Source organism: Thermopirellula anaerolimosa (assembly GCF_054657335.1).
Window position 1 is genome coordinate 939,045 of record NZ_BAAHYX010000004.1, and the last position, 17,736, is coordinate 956,780.

The following is a 17,736-nucleotide window of genomic DNA, read 5'->3' on the forward strand; positions in this document are numbered from 1 at the left end:
ATTCCGAAGATTCATGGGAATACGCCGATTGAAGCCCGATTTCCCGTTGCGACGCCGGTCGCCGATTCACTCCCGCGGCAAGGCCGTGCGTTGTGACGACCTTGGGAAACGCACACAACGCTCACAGGGTGTAATAAAACACGTTGGAAAATGCCGTAATGTTGCCGGGGAGCACCAAATGCAAACCGCAGGCCCGAAGGATGTCCGGCATGACGGCGGCCCGAGGAACAATTACGATCACTCGGACGTAGCGTCCGGGAGGCGGCACGGAGATGGAATCCACGTCGACCGCAACATTCTGCGGCGATTGGAGCAAGACGGGGGCGCCGTCTAGGTTGTGCTCCAAAGCAATGACCGCGCTGTGAATGCCAACACTCGCCAGTTGTTGGGTCACCGCATCCACGACCGCGGCGGGAACGGGACCCCCCGACACGGCGGAAATATTGGGCGTCCGTGAGGCCGCCAAACCGCCGATCCGCGCCGCGAGCGAGATCTCCTGCATGTTGGCAAAGTATTTTCCGAATTGGATGGCCGCTAAGAGCGCGATTAAAATGAGCGGCAGCACCAACACCAATTCCAAAATCAGCGTGCCCCGCCTTTGCCGCGCAGCGCGAAAGGCTGCCACCCGGCGGCTATCCGGCTTTAGGCGACTTTGGAATTCGTGCATCGAAAAGGCCTTTCCTACCGCGTGCCGTTTTCGCGATCTTCGCGCGTTCCGTCCCGGCGCGAACGTCAACCCGAATTGCCACGCAACTTACATGCCCCCAATTGGATGCCCTAAAGGAGCATAGCTTGCGGAGGAAGGACACGCCCCGACCGCCTCAGGCGTTTTTTGCTGTTCCGTTCCGAATTTTATAAACCGTATTTTGAAACGGGCGTCGACCGCCCTTGGTACGGCGGCACAATCGACGTGATAGGGGTCGCTCCGAACCTTCGACAAGCTTTACGGCGTGCGCCGGACCGCTTTGAACCGTCAATTCGGTTTATGCCGGATTTGACAGGCATGCACCGAATCGACAGGAAGATTTCGCCGCGGCCATGTTTGTACCGGAGCGGCTCACCGGAAAAACTGTCGCCCGGAAGCAACAGAAATTGTTGACGAAAGTCGCCGCCCTCAAGCCGGGATACTCACTCTGCCTCCCGTTAAGAAGCCCCAGTACGTCTTCGAAACGTATAATGGGCAATGCGTCCGCGAGGAACTCGCGCGGACTTGCTGATTTGAAAGGAACATCGTCCCTCAATTCTTTAGGATCACATCCCGATGACGCTGCCGTCTCCCTATGACGCCGTTCTGTTGGTCTCGTTCGGCGGACCGGAGAAGCCCGAGGATGTCATGCCGTTTCTCGAAAACGTGGTCCGCGGTCGTCCCGTTCCGCGTGAACGTCTGCTCGAGGTCGCGGAACATTACCATCATTTCGGGGGAAGAAGTCCCATCAACGACCACTGCCGAGAACTGAAGACGGCCATCGAGCGGGAATTGGCCGCGGCCGGGCGCCCTTTGCCGGTTTACTGGGGAAACCGAAATTGGCACCCCTTTCTGACGGATACGGTTCGCGAGATGGCGGACCGCGGTGTGCGTCGGGCCTTGGCCGTGGTCACTTCGGCCTTCGGTTCCTACTCCGGATGCCGTCGCTATCTGGAGGACATCGAAGAGGCCCGGCGCAACGTTGGCGCCAATGCCCCGCAAATCGACCGCTTGCGCCTTTTCTTCAACCACCCAAGCTTCATCTCAGCCTGGGCCGACCGGATAACAGACGCCAAGCGGCAACTGCCCGACGGTCAGCCGATCCTGGTCTTTACGGCCCACAGCATCCCCACTGCCATGGCACGTTCCGGACCGTACGCTGAGCAACTCCGCGAGGCGTGTCGCATGATCGCGGAGGAATCGGGCCTGCCGCGTTGGGAACTGGTGTACCAAAGCCGCAGCGGTCCGCCGCATGTGCCCTGGTTGGAACCGGATGTCCTCGATTTCCTTCGCGATCTGGCCGCGACCCCGCCCGTCCCGCCGGTCGTGCTGGCTCCCGTCGGATTCCTTTCCGACCACATCGAGGTACTCTACGACCTGGATGTTGAGGCGATGGACCTTGCGCGGCAACTCGGAATCCGGATGACGCGAGCCAAAACGATCCTGGATCACCCCCAATTCATCCGCGGACTCCGCGAAATGCTCGAAGAGCGCCTATCCGGGAGTCCACAGCGGCGCAGCGTGGGACAACTGCCCCCCTGCCCCGACGTTTGTCCCGCCGACTGCTGCGCGGTCCGGTAACCGGACCGTACCATGTCGTTTCGTACCGGACAAAGCACGCAAGCATGCGGGGATCGACAAGAAATAAAAAACCCCGATGCGGCGAACCGACATCGGGGCGTATATGCCTAGTAGCGTGCGATGTTGCTTATAGTGTACCGATTTACCGGCTCCATGTCGTCGAGCGTGAGACTCGACTAGCTGAAATCCTTAGAAAGGAGGTGATCCAGCCGCAGGTTCCCCTACGGCTACCTTGTTACGACTTAGTCCCAATCGCGGAGTTCATCTTCGGCACCTGCCTCCCTTTCGGGTTAGCTCGGCGACTTCGGATGCCCCCCACTTTCGTGGCTTGACGGGCGGTGTGTACAAGGCTCAGGAACACATTCACCGCGGCATTCTGATCCGCGATTACTAGCGATTCCGGCTTCATGCAGGCGAGTTGCAGCCTGCAATCTGAACTGGGGCGCGCTTTTTGGGATTTGCTCCCCCTCGCGGGTTTGCTTCCCTTTGTACGCGCCATTGTAGGACGTGTGCAGCCCTGGTCATAAAGGCCATGAGGACTTGACGTCATCCCCACCTTCCTCCGGTTTAACACCGGCAGTCTCGCTAGAGTACCCGGCATGACCCGCTGGCAACTAACGACAGGGGTTTCGCTCGTTAAGGGACTTAACCCGACATCTCACGACACGAGCTGACGACAGCCATGCAGCACCTGTGCACGTTCCACCTCAGAGAGGCGTGGCCCCGCTTTCACGGGGTTAATCCGTGCATGTCAAGACCAGGATAAGGTTCTTCGCGTAGCCTCGAATTAAGCCACATCCTCCACCGCTTGTGTGAGCCCCCGTCAATTCCTTTGAGTTTCAGCCTTGCGACCATACTCCCCAGGCGGAGCACTTAACGGTTTCCCTACGACCAAGAAGTCATGGAGAACTCCTCGGTCTAGTGCTCATCGTTTAGGGCTAGGACTACCGGGGTATCTAATCCCGTTTGCTCCCCTAGCTTTCGTGCCTCAGCGTCAGAAAAGACCCAGTGAGCCGCTTTCGCCTCCGGTGTTCCTTGGGATATCAACGCATTTCACCGCTCCACCCCAAGTTCCGCTCACCTCTATCTCTCTCGAGCTTTACAGTTTCGAATGCAGTTCCTCGGTTAAGCCGGGGTATTTCACATCCGACTTGCAAAGCCGCCTACGCACCCTTTAAGCCCAGTAATTCCGAGTAACGTTTGGACGGTTCGTCTTACCGCGGCTGCTGGCACGAACTTAGCCCGTCCTTCCTCTGGGGATAGGTCAAGCCGACCCTGAGGGCCGACATTTCCTCCCCCCTGACAGCGGTTTACAACACAACGGCCTTCGTCCCGCACGCGGCGTCGCTCGGTCAGGCTTGCGCCCATTGCCGAAGATTCTCGACTGCAGCCACCCGTAGGTGTCTGGGCAGTGTCTCAGTCCCAGTGAGCGGGGACATGCTCTCACACCCCGTACCCGTCATAGCCTTGGTGAGCCGTTACCTCACCAACAAGCTGATAGGACACGGGCCCCTCCTCGGGCGGATTCGCACCTTTGGTCCGAAGACGTCATCTGGTATTACCCGCAGTTTCCCGCGGCTATCCCAGCCCCGAGGGCAGGTGACCCATGCATTACTCTCCCTTTCGCCGCTCGAGCACCCTTGCGGGCCTCGTCGCACGACTTGCATGCCTAATCCACGCCGCCAACGTTCACTCTGAGCCAGGATCAAACCCTTCAATTTTTTGTTTGCTTACCCCCGGGCAAAACCCAAGGGAATGGCTAACAAATTGAAAGACTTGATCGTTGCTGCCGTGGTCACGGCAGCTTACGTGATCCGGTCGCACCGGCACACGTATGGGGCTACATCAACACGCTACTAAGTTGTCAAAGATCGGCGGTCGATTTCGGATCCATCAATCCTGTCGTCGACCGGCATTTGTTATTCTATCGCGCCGCTTTCGGTCGTCAACGGGTGGTCCCAGCGATTTTTTCGACCACCGTTTCGGCCGCCGGCGGAACCGGCATCTTGCGGCCGCGACCGCCTTGGGGGGAGGATTGCGTCCTCTGTTTTCCCCAGGCGGGAAAAAGCTATGTTACCATCGCCTTTTCGGTCGTGCAAGCCCCCACCGAACACCTCGGGAAGAATTCTTCTTTTTTGCTTCTGCGCCGAGGTTTTCGGCGTGGAACGCCGCCCTTACGCCGCCTAGAATAACATTGATCTTCGGCAGACGACGCTTCGGCCTTGAATCTTTGCCCGGCGACTGCGTGTCGCCCGCACTCTCATCCCAAAGGCATTCGGCGGGAGACGAAGACGCATGATGGCACATCGCGGCCTCGACTTGCCTTCCGCTCGCGGATCTTTTTGCTTTGTTACCGGCGCGATTGCTTTTGTTGCCGCTTTTTCCGGTTTAGCGTCGGCTCAGCCCCCGCACCGCGCGACCGCCCCTTCAAATCAGACCGCCGTTTCCGTCGGTGCCTCATCGGCTTCCGATTCGTTCTACGAAATGCAAGGCATATCGTGGAGCCTGGTCGGCCCCAATTGGTTTGCTCGATTCGGACCGAGACCGCCCGTTGCCGCCCCCGCCTTCGGCAACTTTCCCGGCGACGGCGGCGCCACCTTCGGCTTCGGCCATCGCGGCGACCGGGTGCAGGGTGAGTTCTTTGGACGATGGCCTCAAGGCTACCGCAGCGCCGCCACGTTCCAAAGCCCCTCGCTCATGCTCTCCGACGGCGCATACGGTTGGTGGTGGGATGCCTCGGCCGCGCCCTTTGTGATGGGTGTTGTGCCGGTCGTCGGCGATCGCCCCGCTTTCCCCGAAGGCCGGCCTTCGCTTCACGACCCCCAATCGAACGTCCTCGAACGTTCCCACGCCTTGTCGGCAGCGACCTCGATTGGAATGGAAGCTCCTCAGCAGAATCAGGCTGCAATCGCCGACGACGCGGACGGCGACGACGCGGCGTCGCAGCACTCGAACGCCCCGAACTCTACCTCCCCCACACCCCGGGCCAATCTATCACTTTCAGGAACCCACACCAACACAGCCACCGATGACGCGATTGGCCCCTCGGCACCAAGTCGGGCGTGGTCCACGGCGGTCAGCGAGGGGTTGGGCGTTGAGGAAGCGGCACGCCTTCGTGCCGCCGAACTGGCAACCCAAAATCAAGAGGCGGAGTCGTTCTTGCGCAAGGCTTCCGCCGCCCTTGAGGCCGGTCGCATCGGCACGGCGGAGACCTACTGCCGCATGGCCTTGGCCCGCGCTGTGGGCGATGTCCGCACGGCGGCACTGCAACTTCAGCATCGCATCGCGGCAGTCCGCGGCCAATGCGGCCCCTGAAGCCTTTTCGTCACGCCCTAACCGGCGACGCCGAGCGGATAACAAGTACGTCCGCCCCTCACGGAGTCGGTTTGCCGAAGAGCTGAAACTCCTCTATCGTCGGTCCCTCGGCGGCCTGCTTGATTTCAAGCCGAAAACGACGGGCGACGACGGCGGGAAACTCGACCGAGAAGTCCTCCCCGACGGTGGTGCCCTCATGGCATACGAACCAATCGCCGTCCCGTTCCGCCAAGATTCGAAAGGCCTGGATTCGTCCCGGAAAGGCCTCTTGAATGCTTGCCCGCTTCACCTCACAAGGGACTTGCAAATCCACTTCCAGCCACGCCTCTTTTGTGCCGCCGTCGGTGGCCCAGCGCGTGCCCGGATCATCGTCGAATGCCTTGCCCGGGCCGAACTGCGCGACCTTGTTTTGAAACACGTTGGAGGCCCGGGCGGGCTTGCCGGCGCTGACCGCCCCCGCGGCAGACACGTTCACCGGCGGAATCGCCAAAGCGTCCCCATCGATTTTCAACTCGATGACCGTGATCAACGGATCGGGCGAATCCGCAGTCATGGCAAGTCCCCGGTCCGTCTGGTCCCAACGAAGGCTCCCGCCGGAACGGATCGTCGCCTGAGTCACGCGATTCGGGATCGGGGGTAACTTCAGCGTACCTTCCTCCGGCCAAGCGAAGACGAAGACGTAGATCGTGTCGCCCTTGCAGGTGGACGCACCCCATCGACCGGGCTTGAACGGTCCGCCCCGAGTACCGTAAACGCCGTCTCCGTATTGAGCCAGCCAACGACCGATCTCGCGCAGACGCTCCGCCTGCCGAGGCTCGATCCGCCCGTCCGGCATCGGGCCGACGTTGAGCAGCAGATTACCGTCGCCGCCCACCGTCCGCAGCAGAATCTCGAGGCACTCTCGCAGCGACTTCAAGGTATCGTTCGGTTTCCATGCCCATTGCCGGCAAATCGTCATGCACGTTTCCCAAGGGCGCTCGCGGTCGAAGGTGCCCACGCGCTGCTCCGGCGTGTCGAAGTCGCCGCAGAAATCGCCTTCCGTAATTCCCTCCATCCCCTTACGGCCTTTGTCTACGCGATTATTGACGAGAATGTCCGGTTGACAGCGGCGGATATGGTCGTACAGTGCCTTGCCGTATTCGTGCGTCCACGGCTTTTCCCATTCTCCGTCGAACCACATCACCCCCAACGGGCCGTATTTTTCGATGATTTCCCGCGTCTGATTGTGCAGATACTCCACGTAACGCGGCATATTGGGGTTGGGCTTGGCCGTCCTGCCTCCCGGCGAGCCTAGCGGATAGTCCGGGTGGTACCAATCGCAGATGGAGTGATAAGTACAGAAGACGACGCCCCCCCGACGGCAAGCGTCGGAAAGCTCTCGCAGAATATCGCGAGCAAAAGGCGTAGACATGATGTCGTAGTCGGTGTACGCCGAATCCCAAATGCAAAAGCCGTCGTGATGCTTGGACGTGATGACCATGTATTTCATCCCTGCATCTTTGGCCAGGGCAACCCATTCGTCCGCATTGAATTTCTCGGGGTTGAATTGCTTGTAGAGCGAGTCGTACTCCTCGACGGGGACCTCCCTGCCGCGTGACCAACCGATCTCCGTTCCTTTCAAGCTGACGGGGCCCCAATGGATGAACATCCCGAAACGCATGGCCTGCCAGCGTGCCAAGGCCTGCGGATCGGGCCTGGCGTAGGTCTCGGTCGCCGCATCTTGCCCCCAAAGTTGCCCGCCGACAAATGCTCCCAAGGCCGACGCGATCAAGCCGACCAACGAGATACACGGACTTTTTCTTCGCATGACTTCCCTCCCACGGATTCCCGTTCTTCAACTCGAACTCATCGGACGCCTTCGCAAAGGCCGGCGACCGCCGTTAGAATAGTGACACGCGGGCAACCATGCAACGCGCTCGTACGGTTTCGCCCACCGCTCATCGGCCGTGACGACCGCTCCGTCATGGGGATCACTGCGACACGTGGGGGTGGGCACAACCCGCTGGAAAGGCGGCCATGAACCGAAGTCGCGACAAATCGAAGTCTCTGCTTGTTTTTTTGATGATTGCGGCGTTTCTCGCCGTGCCGCCCGGTTGTCGACGGAAGACCGAGTCGAACCCCGCCCCGGCGGTCTCCCACGAATCGCCGGACAAATCTGAATCGATGGGAACGGACGGTGCCGCGGCGGAGGTCTCCCACGAACAGGAATGGTACCAAGCATGGCACTCCGGGGAGACGACCGGCGGCGTAAGCGTACCGGATCCGTGGCCCGAGATATTCCAAACGCTGACCGATTCTCAAGCCGCTTTCGAATTCGATGCCCAGGGTCGGCTAATCGGCGTGGACATGGCGTCGCGACGCAGGGTCGGCGGGGACGCGGAAATCCGCGCCGCAGTGAAGGTCCCGCATTTGCGTCGACTGGCCGTTTCGGGCTTCGGCGTCACGCCCGAGGGCGTGCGGCTATTAACAACCTGCCCGACTTTGCAGGAGTTGGCCCTGGAAAACACCAAGATCGACGACGCCTCACTGGCGGAATTGGCCGCCTTGCCCGACTTGCGTTCGCTCAATCTGCGGCGATCCGTGAATCTCACCGACGCGGCCTTGCCGACATTGGCGCGATTTCCCAAGCTGGAACAACTGTACCTGCACGACAACAATTTCTCCGCCGCCGCCCTTAACGAGTTGGCGTCCCTTCCCAACTTGCGATTGCTCGATCTTCGCGGTTGCCCGGGCGCGGGAGTGGAGGTTTTAACGAAGATTTGCCAACTTCCGCGACTCTCCGACTTGCGCCTGCGCGGATACGCCATCAACGACGCATGCATGGAGTCCGTGGCCACATGCCGACAATTGTCGGCCTTCACTTTGGAGGAAGCCGCGGTGACCGGCGAGGGCTTCGCCCGTTTGGCCAACCTTCCCCTCACCTCGCTCACGCTCTACAAGTGCCTTTCCATACGAGAGGATGATTTGGCCGTCTTGGCAAAGTTGCCCCATTTGACAAGACTGACGTTGCGGGACATGCCCCTGCGCGGCGACTTCCTACGGCATCTTGCCGGCGCCTCGCAACTGACCGAATTGCGTTTGTACCAGACCATGGTCGGCGACAACGCCGCGCAACACCTCCGCAATTTGAAAACACTCCGCCGTCTCGATCTTTCGAAGACCCTCATTGGTGATTCGGGGTTGGCCGCCGTCGCGGAACTCTCCGCCCTCCGCGAACTGCTGGTCGCGGAGACGATGGTCACCGACCAAGGCGTTTCGGCCCTGGCTCAATTGCAGGAACTAGAGGTCCTCGACTTGACGGGCAACATCGGCATCACCGACCAAGGCGTCAGCACACTGCAAGCCATGCCGAAACTAAAAAAGGTGTTTTTGGACGGAACGTCCGTAAGCCGCGACGGCCTTAGCAGGATGGGCGACCGAGCCCAGGCGTCACTTGCTCCGAGCGAATGAACGCCGCACGCGGTCTGCGACACGCCCCGCAGCCGAGATTGAGCCATCGCGGGACAACCAATTCCCCTCTCCATCCCTCCGCAGCGCCAAACGCGGGCGCCGCGGAGCGGGTCGTTTCCGTTGCCTTAGATTCCCGGCGCTTGACAATCGCAGGCCTTGGTGGACAATCGCAGGCGGTAAAAGGATGAGCATCCAACCGCGGCGCGTTCCCGTCTTTTCAGGAAAGGTGCAGGCATGGTGACGCAATCGTCTTTTGGCCATGACTCAAAATTCCGCGCGACTCGAACCGGTATCGGCGGAAATCGCCGCCGTACCATCCCGCCGGGGATGATCGTGGCCGGATTCTGGGTGGTCATGCTCGCGCCCTATACGGCGGCATCGGAACAAGAGACGCAATCCTCCGCCGGCGAGGTTCGCGCTTGGGAGGGGGAATTGACGCTGCCCACCTATCCCTGGGTCGAAGACATCAACCCGAAGTTCTGGGCGCTGGAAGGCGGACCGCGACTCTCCACGACCGTGCATGGCTCGATCGTCTATCCGTACACCATGCAGGATCACCTGCTCCGCGAGAAACACGATCGCACCTACAAGGCCCTCTTCTTGGAAAACGAATACCTCAAGGTCGTCTGCCTGCCGGAATTGGGCGGACGCATCCATTCGGTCTTGGATAAGACCACGGGCGAGGAGATGTTTCACCTCAACGGTGTCATCAAGCCGGGAATGATCGCCATGCGGGGAGGTTGGATCTCCGGCGGCATCGAATGGAATACGGGACCTCACGGCCATACCGTGACCTGCTTATCGCCGGTCAACGCCCGCGTCGGTCTTAATCGCGACGGTTCGGCGTACCTCTTTGTCTCCAACACCGAGCAAATCTTTCGCACCCGCTGGACGGTCCGCTTGACGCTTCGTCCCGGGCGATCGTATCTGGAAGAGGAGATCGCAATTTACAACCCGACGGACGGCGTGCACCCCTATTACTTCTGGAACTGTACGGCGTTTCCCAACCGCCCGGGCACCCGGTTCATTTTCCCCATGTTTTTGGGAACCGATCACAATGCCCGCGAGTTCTTCCGCTGGCCGATCCACGAAGGCCGAGATTTGACCTGGCTGAAAAACTACGAGACGTACGCCTCGGTCTTCGCCGTGCAATGCACACACGATTTCTTCGGGGCGTACGACGTGGACGCGGATCGCGGAATCGCCCAATTCGCCGACCATCGCACGTTGGGCGGCAAGAAGGCCTGGACTTGGGGGGAATGGGAATTCGGCAAGGTGGCTCAGCAAGACCTCACGGATGAGGATGGGCCGTACATCGAAGTGCAAAGCGGTCCGCTGCCCACGCAGTCGGATTACGGTCGCCTGAACCCACGGCAACGCGTGAGTTGGCAGGAATGGTGGTATCCCATTCACGGTTTGGGAGACGGTTTCGAATTCGCCAACCGCGAGGCCGCCGTCAACGTCATGCGTTCGGCCGATCGCGTCGAGATTCGCATCCTGCCCACGGCGCGATACCTCGGCGCCGAATACGAGATTCGCCAAGGAGAGCAAGTTCGAGCAAAGGGCCGCGCCGATCTTACCCCCGAGCACCCCGCGGTGATCTCGCTCTCCCCGGTCCCGTCGGACGATTCGCCGCTGCACATTCGTTTCTGCGATGCGAGTGGACGGCCGATCTTGGAATACGATAGTCCGCTGCACATTCCGTACGTCGATCCGCCCGACCCCGCCAAGTTCGCCGAAAAGCCCGACGCCGAGAAATCGGCCGACGATTGGTACCAAGTGGGCGCGAAGCGCGATTTGGCGACGGACCGCAGCGGGGCAAGGCAGGCCTATCTTGCGGCCCTGGAACGCGATCCCAACCACGTTCCTTCCCTGAAAGCCCTGGCCGTACTGGATTTCGAGGCCGCACGCTACGACGATGCGCTCGTACGTTTGGAACGAGCGATCGAAACCGCCCCTAACGACGGTTGGGCGTGGTTTTACGCCGGCGTCTGTCACCTGGCGAAGAATCAGCCGGATGAGTCCGCCCGCTGTGCCGAGCAAGCCTCCCAATTCCCGGAAACGGCTTTATTGGGGAGAGACTTGCTGGGGCGTGCCGAATGGCGGCGTGGTAGGCGGGAACAGGCCCTCCAGGCGTTTGATCAGGCGGTTCAAGCCGATCCATCCGACGAGCGGGCGCGCATCCATCGCATGTTGGCGTTATGGAGCTTGGGGCGAACGGACGAAGCCAAGCAGGAGGCCGCCGATCTTTCGCAACTCGACCCCACCGCCCTCCTGCCGCGGATCGTGCCCGCACTGCCCGCCGCGGATGCACTGGAGGCCGAGGCCCAAGAGGCTCGCCGGTTTCTCGGCGAGATCGAGTTCGAGGCATTGGAGGCCGCCGTGACGCTGCACGCTTTCGGCATGGATCGCGAGGCGGCGGCGTGGATTCGCGCGGCGTGTCGCACCGAGGAACCGGAGGAGGCGAACGGTTTTCTTCCGCTCTACTACCTGGCCCGACTTTCCGCCCTGACCGGAGAAGAGGAAGCCTCGCGCAGGTACTTGCGCCGGGCGGCTCACACGACAAAAGAACATGTGTTTGCGTCGCGTCCCGAAGAGTTGGAAATCTTGGAATACGCGGCACAGACGAATCCCGGCGACGCCCAGGCTCGCCTACAATTGGGTTGCCTGCTGGCCCATTTGGGGCGTCTCGATGAAGCGGCACGGTGGTGGCGCGAAGCTGCGGCGATTGCCCCTTCCAACAGCATCGCGTGGCGCAATTTGGGATTGGAGGCGGCGCACCGCAACGACTTGAAGGAGGCGGAAGCCTGCTTCCGCAAGGCGATCGCGGCCCGACCCGAAGATCAAACCTTATACCGTGACTTGGCGGAAATCCTCATAGCGACCGACCGCCGACCGGAGGCCATCGCCTTGATCGAGGAAATGCCGCTCTCCCTGCCGCGGCGATCAGAGATCACCATTCTGCTTGCCCAGGCCTTGGTCGACGAAGGCCGCTTCGACGCATGCGTTCGACTGCTGGAAGGCACGCCGTATTTCACGAATTGGGAGGGTCAAGACATCGTGTGGCGATTGTTCAATCAAGCCCATATCGAGCGTGGAAAACAGCGATTGCAGGCGGGTGACGCCGCGGGGGCGCTGGAAGATTTCGAGGCCGCCCTGACGTATCCGCCCAACTTGCACGTCGGCCGAACCAACAAACCGATCGAAGCGCCGGCACAATACTGGCGCGGCATGGCTTTGAAGGCCCTGGGCCGGGAAACCGAGGCTCGCGCGGCGTGGCAAGCCGGCGCCGCGAGTGCCGACGTCCCCGGCATCCAAAACGAATTTCGCGAAAAATGCCGCGAGGCCCTGCGATCGCTCGATGCGGGAAGTGCGGCGAAACGTGCCCACGTCGCCGACCGAGAATCGTCCGTCGCCCGCACATCGGTTACAACGACCGTCGTTTCTAACGCGGCACTTTCCCCGGCATCCAACCAAGAAGAGCTACCCACTTACGTCTGCCGCAAAATCGACCGCGACTTGGAGGTGACGGGAAGAGCCGACGATCCTTTGTGGGGAAAGGCCGAGGTCGCCGAACTCCGCGACGCAGTCTCCGGCGCCCCCGGGCGCTACCGTACCGAGGCGAGATTGCTCTACAACGAGCGATTTTTGTATATCGCCTTTCGATGCGAAGACGATTACCCCTGGTCCACGCTCACCGAGCACGACGACCCCATCTACGAAGAGGAGTGCGTAGAGGCCTTTCTGTGTCCCTCCGGAAAGATTCGCCAATACTACGAGATCAACGTCAGTCCGCGGGGCACGGTGTTCGATGCCTTCATCCTCAATGGGCGGGCGGTCGGCGGGGATCGCACCCACTTTCGCGGATTGAAAGAATACACCTGCGAGGGCCTGCTGGTCGAAGTCTTCATCGACGGCACGCTCAATCAACGGGGCGCTCGGGGTTGGTCCGCGGAATATGCCATTCCCTTCACCTCGCTCGTCGGCGCCGATGAGATCGTTCCCCGATCGGGCGACGTCTGGCGGATGAATCTCTTCCGTATCGACGCACCCGAGAAAGACCGTCCGGAGTACTATTCCTGGTCGATTCCCGGCGTCGCCGATTTTCATCTTCCGTGGCGATTCGGCACGCTACGATTCGAGTGACCGGCGGCACGCTTACAAACCGCGAGGGCGATTGCGTTTTCACGCCCGCTGCGCGCCGACACAGGTTGATCCGACGATTGCGACGGCGTCTAGCGTTCCGCCTTCAACGTTTTGAAGAGCGGCAGGTGGCGGTAGTACACCTCCAGAATCAGGGCGTGCACTGCCGTCACGTAGATGCGTCCGGCTTGTTCGGCCCAGCGATCCGGGACGGGCTTGAGCGGGTCCCAGCTTCCGTCGAAATCCCCTTGCCGAATTTGCGATTCCAGCAACATGGGCCGAATGCGATCGTTCCAGTCGCGCCAATAATCCCCCTGCATCTGGAACATCACTTGGGTGGCATAATACCAATAATAGGCGTCGCGAAGGCGATACTGAGGGGTACCGAAGTCGGGAAGTTGGCTGCGAATGAACTCCGCTCCTTGTACAAGCGGGGGATGCGTACGATCCCAACCCAAGTAGATTCGCATCAGAAGCCCCTCGGCCGTCATCGCCCGATTGGGAACCCGACCGTGAATCTGGCTGGGGGTTTCGCCTGCGTGCGGGTTGTACATGTATCGGGCGCCGTTCTCGGCCTGAGCCAGGTCAAGCCACCGCGTAACCTTCTCCAGAACCGGGCGGGGAACGTTCAAGCCGGACATTTCGGCGCTTTTCAATGCCATCAGTTGCCAACCGGTCACGGATGTATCGCTTTCCCGCCGCGGTTCGTAGCGCCAACCGCCGTATTCCGGGTGCTGAGATTGCACGATGAAATCGACGGCCTTTTCCGCCGGTTCGCGGAGGGCGGGGTCCCGTGTCATCCCGTAAGCCTCGCACAACGCGATGGCGGCCAATCCGTGACCGTAGAACCTCGTGAAGGGGTCCGGATCCGCCGCCGCGGAATAGAGTCGGCCGTCCGACTGCCGGCGAGCCAGTAACCACTTCAGCCCCCGCTGGACGACCTCCTGGTACTTGCCGTCGGTGTGCGTGTAGCCGGCACCCAAGAATGCCAAGAGAACCAACCCCGTGGCCGCGGTGTCGCCTCGCATGGTTCCGGAGGCGAAGGCGTTCGGATCGAGTTGCGACTCGGCCGGTATGGCGTGCAGGCTCCAATGTCCGTCGGAGAACTGCAACCGGGCGAGGAAGGCCAGGGCGCGTTCCACCGCCTCCTCGGTCTCCGGCCCTCCGCCCAATTCGGCCGCCCGTTGTCCCCGCTGCGTAGGGCTACGCTGCATGAAGGCCTCGGCGGGTTCCAAGGGAGCGGTGTCTGCCAGAGCCGACGGGATCGGAACGGTCCGGCGAACTGCGGCAAAGCGCGAAGCCGAATCTTGCACGACGTCGCTCTCCGGGCGAGAGAACCTGCCGGGGAGGCCGACGCGCAACGACGGCGGACCGCCGACGCCGCCGTCCCCCAGCGAGTCGGACCGCAGGACGGGCAATCCGCCTTCCCGGCGGACGGCCATCAAGCCCGATGCCGCCGGTTCAGCCCCACCGCCCGAATCGTCCCCCGCAAGCCCAGCGATCGTCGTCTCTTCCGCCGGACCCGGTCCGAGCGAGGGCGGCAATCCGGGCGTCACTTGCCCGCGGCGAACCGGCCCGCTTCCGACCGGCAGCGCTGCCATGGGATCGGCCTCCCCGCCGCCCGGTATTCTCACCGGCCCCGCCTCGCGTCCAAAAACTCCAAGCGCAGCCGCAGCCGAATTGGACTCGGGAGCCGCTTCGATCCCGGACGCCCCGCTGCCGCGTATCGGCGCACCCGACGCGATTCCGCCGAACGGCACGTCGAGGCCGGCAGCCCCGTCCGACATACCCTCCAGCGACGATGTCGCGCCGTCAGCGCCGCCGGCGGCGTCGCCGGATCGCGCGACGACACTTTCCGCCCCCGCGGCCCCCGCCATGACACCGCTCAACGCAGCGGCCGAATCCAGCCCGCGCCGTTGTCCCGTCGCGACTCCGGGATTCCCCAAGACTCCCGAAAAGCCTCCTTCGTTTTCTCCTGAACCGCGTCGGGCACCCATGCCTTCCGGCAAACGAATCCCGATACCGGACACTTGATCGCCTTCACTACCACCCAAGCGACCTGCGGCCATGATATCAAGAGGGCTATCCCCACCCGATCCGCCGCGGACTTGGGGCGAGGTTCCGCCGCCGGCGACGGCCAAGGCACTCTCATTCGGTTGCGTTCGTTGCCCGCCGGTCCCGCCTCCGCCTATCCCGCCCGCCTGAGCAGTGGCCGCCGGTTCCGCGCGGGCGGTCATCCCCGGCGTTCCCGGGGCATTCAACCTTGCCCGTCCCGTCGCTCGCAGACCCGCTTCTCCTAACGCAACCACGCCTTCGGTTGCGGCCGCCTCTCCGCGGCGTGCCGTCGCCCGACTCGTCGCCGCAGGGACGCTCAGGGAAACCAATGGCGCATCAGAACCGGAATTCGACGACGCGGCCCCGGGCGTCGCCAAACGGGGCGATCCGGCATCTCGGGAAACGAGTCCCGGCGAGGAGTCGATCGATCTCGCATTGCTCACGGCGGAAGAACGGGGCGACTCCGCGGCGGCAATCGGCAACCCCGCTCCGCTGCCGCTTGCGGCGTTCGGTGATCGCTCCGCCGGTATGCCGGCGCTCAAGGGTGCTGCTCCGCGGTCTTCACCGGGAACACGCCGACCGAAAGTTTGGGGAGTAAGATTCGCCGCGGGAGCCTCCGCAAGGTCGGCCCCGGCCTCGCGCAGCGGGCTCGCGAAGTCCATACGACGAGTGCTACTGACGGCTGCGGAAGGTGACGGTTCGGTTCGTTCCCTACTCTGCGGACGAACGCCGGGGATCGCTTGAGCGGCCTCCGCGGGCAAACTTCGGGTCGTGGATGCCCTGGCCGTCGCCGCAAGTTCCGCGACGGGCTCCAACTCCAATGACTCCGCGCGACGCGCCGCCGCCGAGGCCGCCGACGACGAAACGGAATCCAACGCGGATTGTGCCTCTCGCGTTGCGGACGCCCGGATCGGCCCGCTTTGAGAGGCTCGTTGGGGCGGCGAGAGAGAATCCGCGAAGTTGCGCCGCGGCGCCGTCGCCGTCACGGCGGGGACCGCTTCCGCCCTCGGAGTCACGCTGGGCGAGACACTGGGCGACGGTCGCGTAGAAGGCGCCGTCGGCACGACATCCGGATTCATTTCACTCCGAGCGAGCCGGCCCGCGCCGGAGGGTTCCGGCCTGGGACGATCGTCCGGTTCGCGAAGCGGCGTCCGCGACTGGAAATCCCTGCTCGGCTCCTGACGCGCGACCTCGCTGGGGGCCGGTTGGGGCTGACGGGCGGGCGGGGCGGGGTTCGGGCGAACGGGAGACGCCGCGAGCGGCTGATCGGCTTGCGGTTGATGCTCGAACACTTGCCGCTCCGCCGGTCGCGTCGGCATCTCCATACGGTGCGGCGCCGCAAGTTCCGCCCGAGGCGTCGGCGCGGCCTGCGGATGGGGCGGCGTCTCGGCAACGTTATCGCGATCCCGCGTCGGATCCGGCGCCGGGGCGGCGGGAGTGGTGGGCGGTGCAAGCGCCGTCTCCGGCGAGGCTTGCGGCGACTCCGTCTCGATCGGTCGCTCGTATTCAGAGGGCGCACCTTCAGCGTCGGTACGCGCCGAGAAGTACTCCCGCAAGATTACCCGTTCTTCTTCCGCCTCTGCGCCGACCTCGTCCGCCTGCCGCTGCGCGACCAATCGCAAGTACTGCTCGCGGAGCATGACCGCCAGAACCATGTGCAAGAGCAGGCTGATGATGACGCAAAACTGTACGCGGCGCGCAGCGCGACCGCGGAGGAGTGCCGTCGCCCAAAACAACCCCGCCACCAAAACCGCCACTACGGACAATCGAAAGAAACCGTTGTAGAGTAGGCGGGGATCCCAAAAATCGTCCGTAGTTGCGTAGATCACCCCGGCGGTAAAAGCGGCGAAAATCACGATCGCCAAATTGACCGGCCAAACTTGCTCGTCGAAATCCGCCAACCGATCCGGCACGATCGGCCGAATCACTTGGCGTTTCTTGGGCGGCGGTGGCGGTGGAAGCGATGAACTCATCAGGAATTACGATCGTTTTCTGCTGCGACGTTCCCGCGCCGGGCGAGGAAGCGAAAGCGAACACGGCGCGCCGGCTAACGACCGGTCGTGGAAGGCGGTCCCTGCCCGCTCCCGCCCTGCTGTGTGGCCAAGAGATAGTCCGTGATATGTGCCTTCTTGCAAGCATTGATGGCCGAGACGACCGCCTGCAAGCGACAGTTCTCGTCCGCGCGAATCACGACCGACGTCCTACCGGGATTGCTGGACCAGGCCGAGATCAGCATCTCCTCCAACTCCGCAAGCGGCATCACTTTGCCGGAGACGTAATAGCGCCCTTGCCGGTCGATGTTGATGAACAATTCGCGCGGGCGAGCGATGAGGGGTTGGGCCTCGCTGGCGTCCGGAAGCTTGACGGGCAATTCCCGCTCCTCCTCGGCGAACTTGGCCGCCACTAAGAAGAAAATCAACAGATTGAACACGACGTCGATCAACGGCGTCATGGTCAGGGATTCCAGGGCACGACTCTTGTTGCGAATCGGGATTGCCATGCGAAAA

General features: G+C 62.3%; 8 protein-coding genes and 1 rRNA gene. 4 read left to right on the top strand and 5 right to left on the bottom strand.

All coding sequences use genetic code 11. The annotated features are described in order from the left end of the window. Positions 1-121: 121 nt before the first annotated feature. Positions 122-667, bottom strand: coding sequence for a TadE/TadG family type IV pilus assembly protein (locus tag ACYQ6J_RS04150; protein ID WP_460182932.1), 546 nt, complete (start codon positions 665-667; stop codon positions 122-124). A 594-nt stretch (positions 668-1,261) separates the two neighbouring features. Between ACYQ6J_RS04150 and ACYQ6J_RS04155 the strand changes: the two genes are divergently transcribed. Further along, positions 1,262-2,266 (top strand): ferrochelatase, encoded by a 1,005-nt coding sequence (locus tag ACYQ6J_RS04155; protein WP_460182933.1) that lies wholly within the window; start codon positions 1,262-1,264, stop codon positions 2,264-2,266. A 193-nt stretch (positions 2,267-2,459) separates the two neighbouring features. On the opposite strand, the gene ACYQ6J_RS04160 is transcribed toward ACYQ6J_RS04155, so the two are convergent. After that, positions 2,460-3,987: ribosomal RNA gene (locus ACYQ6J_RS04160) — 16S ribosomal RNA — on the bottom strand. 574 nt (positions 3,988-4,561) lie between these two features. On the opposite strand from ACYQ6J_RS04160, the gene ACYQ6J_RS04165 reads away from it, so the two are divergent. Beyond that, the gene (locus ACYQ6J_RS04165) at positions 4,562-5,581 is read left to right on the top strand and encodes a hypothetical protein (RefSeq protein ID WP_460182934.1); all 1,020 of its coding nucleotides are present in this window, start codon (positions 4,562-4,564) and stop codon (positions 5,579-5,581) included. 58 nt (positions 5,582-5,639) lie between these two features. Here the strand turns inward: ACYQ6J_RS04165 and ACYQ6J_RS04170 are convergent, their stop codons facing one another. Continuing rightward, complete coding sequence (locus ACYQ6J_RS04170) at positions 5,640-7,388, bottom strand: alpha-L-fucosidase (RefSeq protein ID WP_460182935.1); 1,749 nt, start codon at positions 7,386-7,388, stop codon at positions 5,640-5,642. Positions 7,389-7,597: 209 nt separating this feature from the next. Between ACYQ6J_RS04170 and ACYQ6J_RS04175 the strand changes: the two genes are divergently transcribed. Then, positions 7,598-9,031, top strand: a complete 1,434-nt coding sequence (locus ACYQ6J_RS04175; protein ID WP_460182936.1) for a hypothetical protein — start codon at positions 7,598-7,600, stop codon at positions 9,029-9,031. A 234-nt stretch (positions 9,032-9,265) separates the two neighbouring features. Next, positions 9,266-13,177, top strand: a complete 3,912-nt coding sequence (locus ACYQ6J_RS04180) for a carbohydrate-binding family 9-like protein (RefSeq protein WP_460182937.1) — start codon at positions 9,266-9,268, stop codon at positions 13,175-13,177. A gap of 89 nt (positions 13,178-13,266) precedes the next feature. Here the strand turns inward: ACYQ6J_RS04180 and ACYQ6J_RS04185 are convergent, their stop codons facing one another. Then, positions 13,267-17,202 (bottom strand): hypothetical protein, encoded by a 3,936-nt coding sequence (locus ACYQ6J_RS04185; protein WP_460182938.1) that lies wholly within the window; start codon positions 17,200-17,202, stop codon positions 13,267-13,269. Between the two features lie 74 nt (positions 17,203-17,276). Continuing rightward, a complete protein-coding gene (locus tag ACYQ6J_RS04190; protein WP_460182939.1) occupies positions 17,277-17,729 on the bottom strand; it encodes an ExbD/TolR family protein in 453 nt (150 codons plus the stop codon). Between the last annotated feature and the right edge of the window lie 7 nt (positions 17,730-17,736).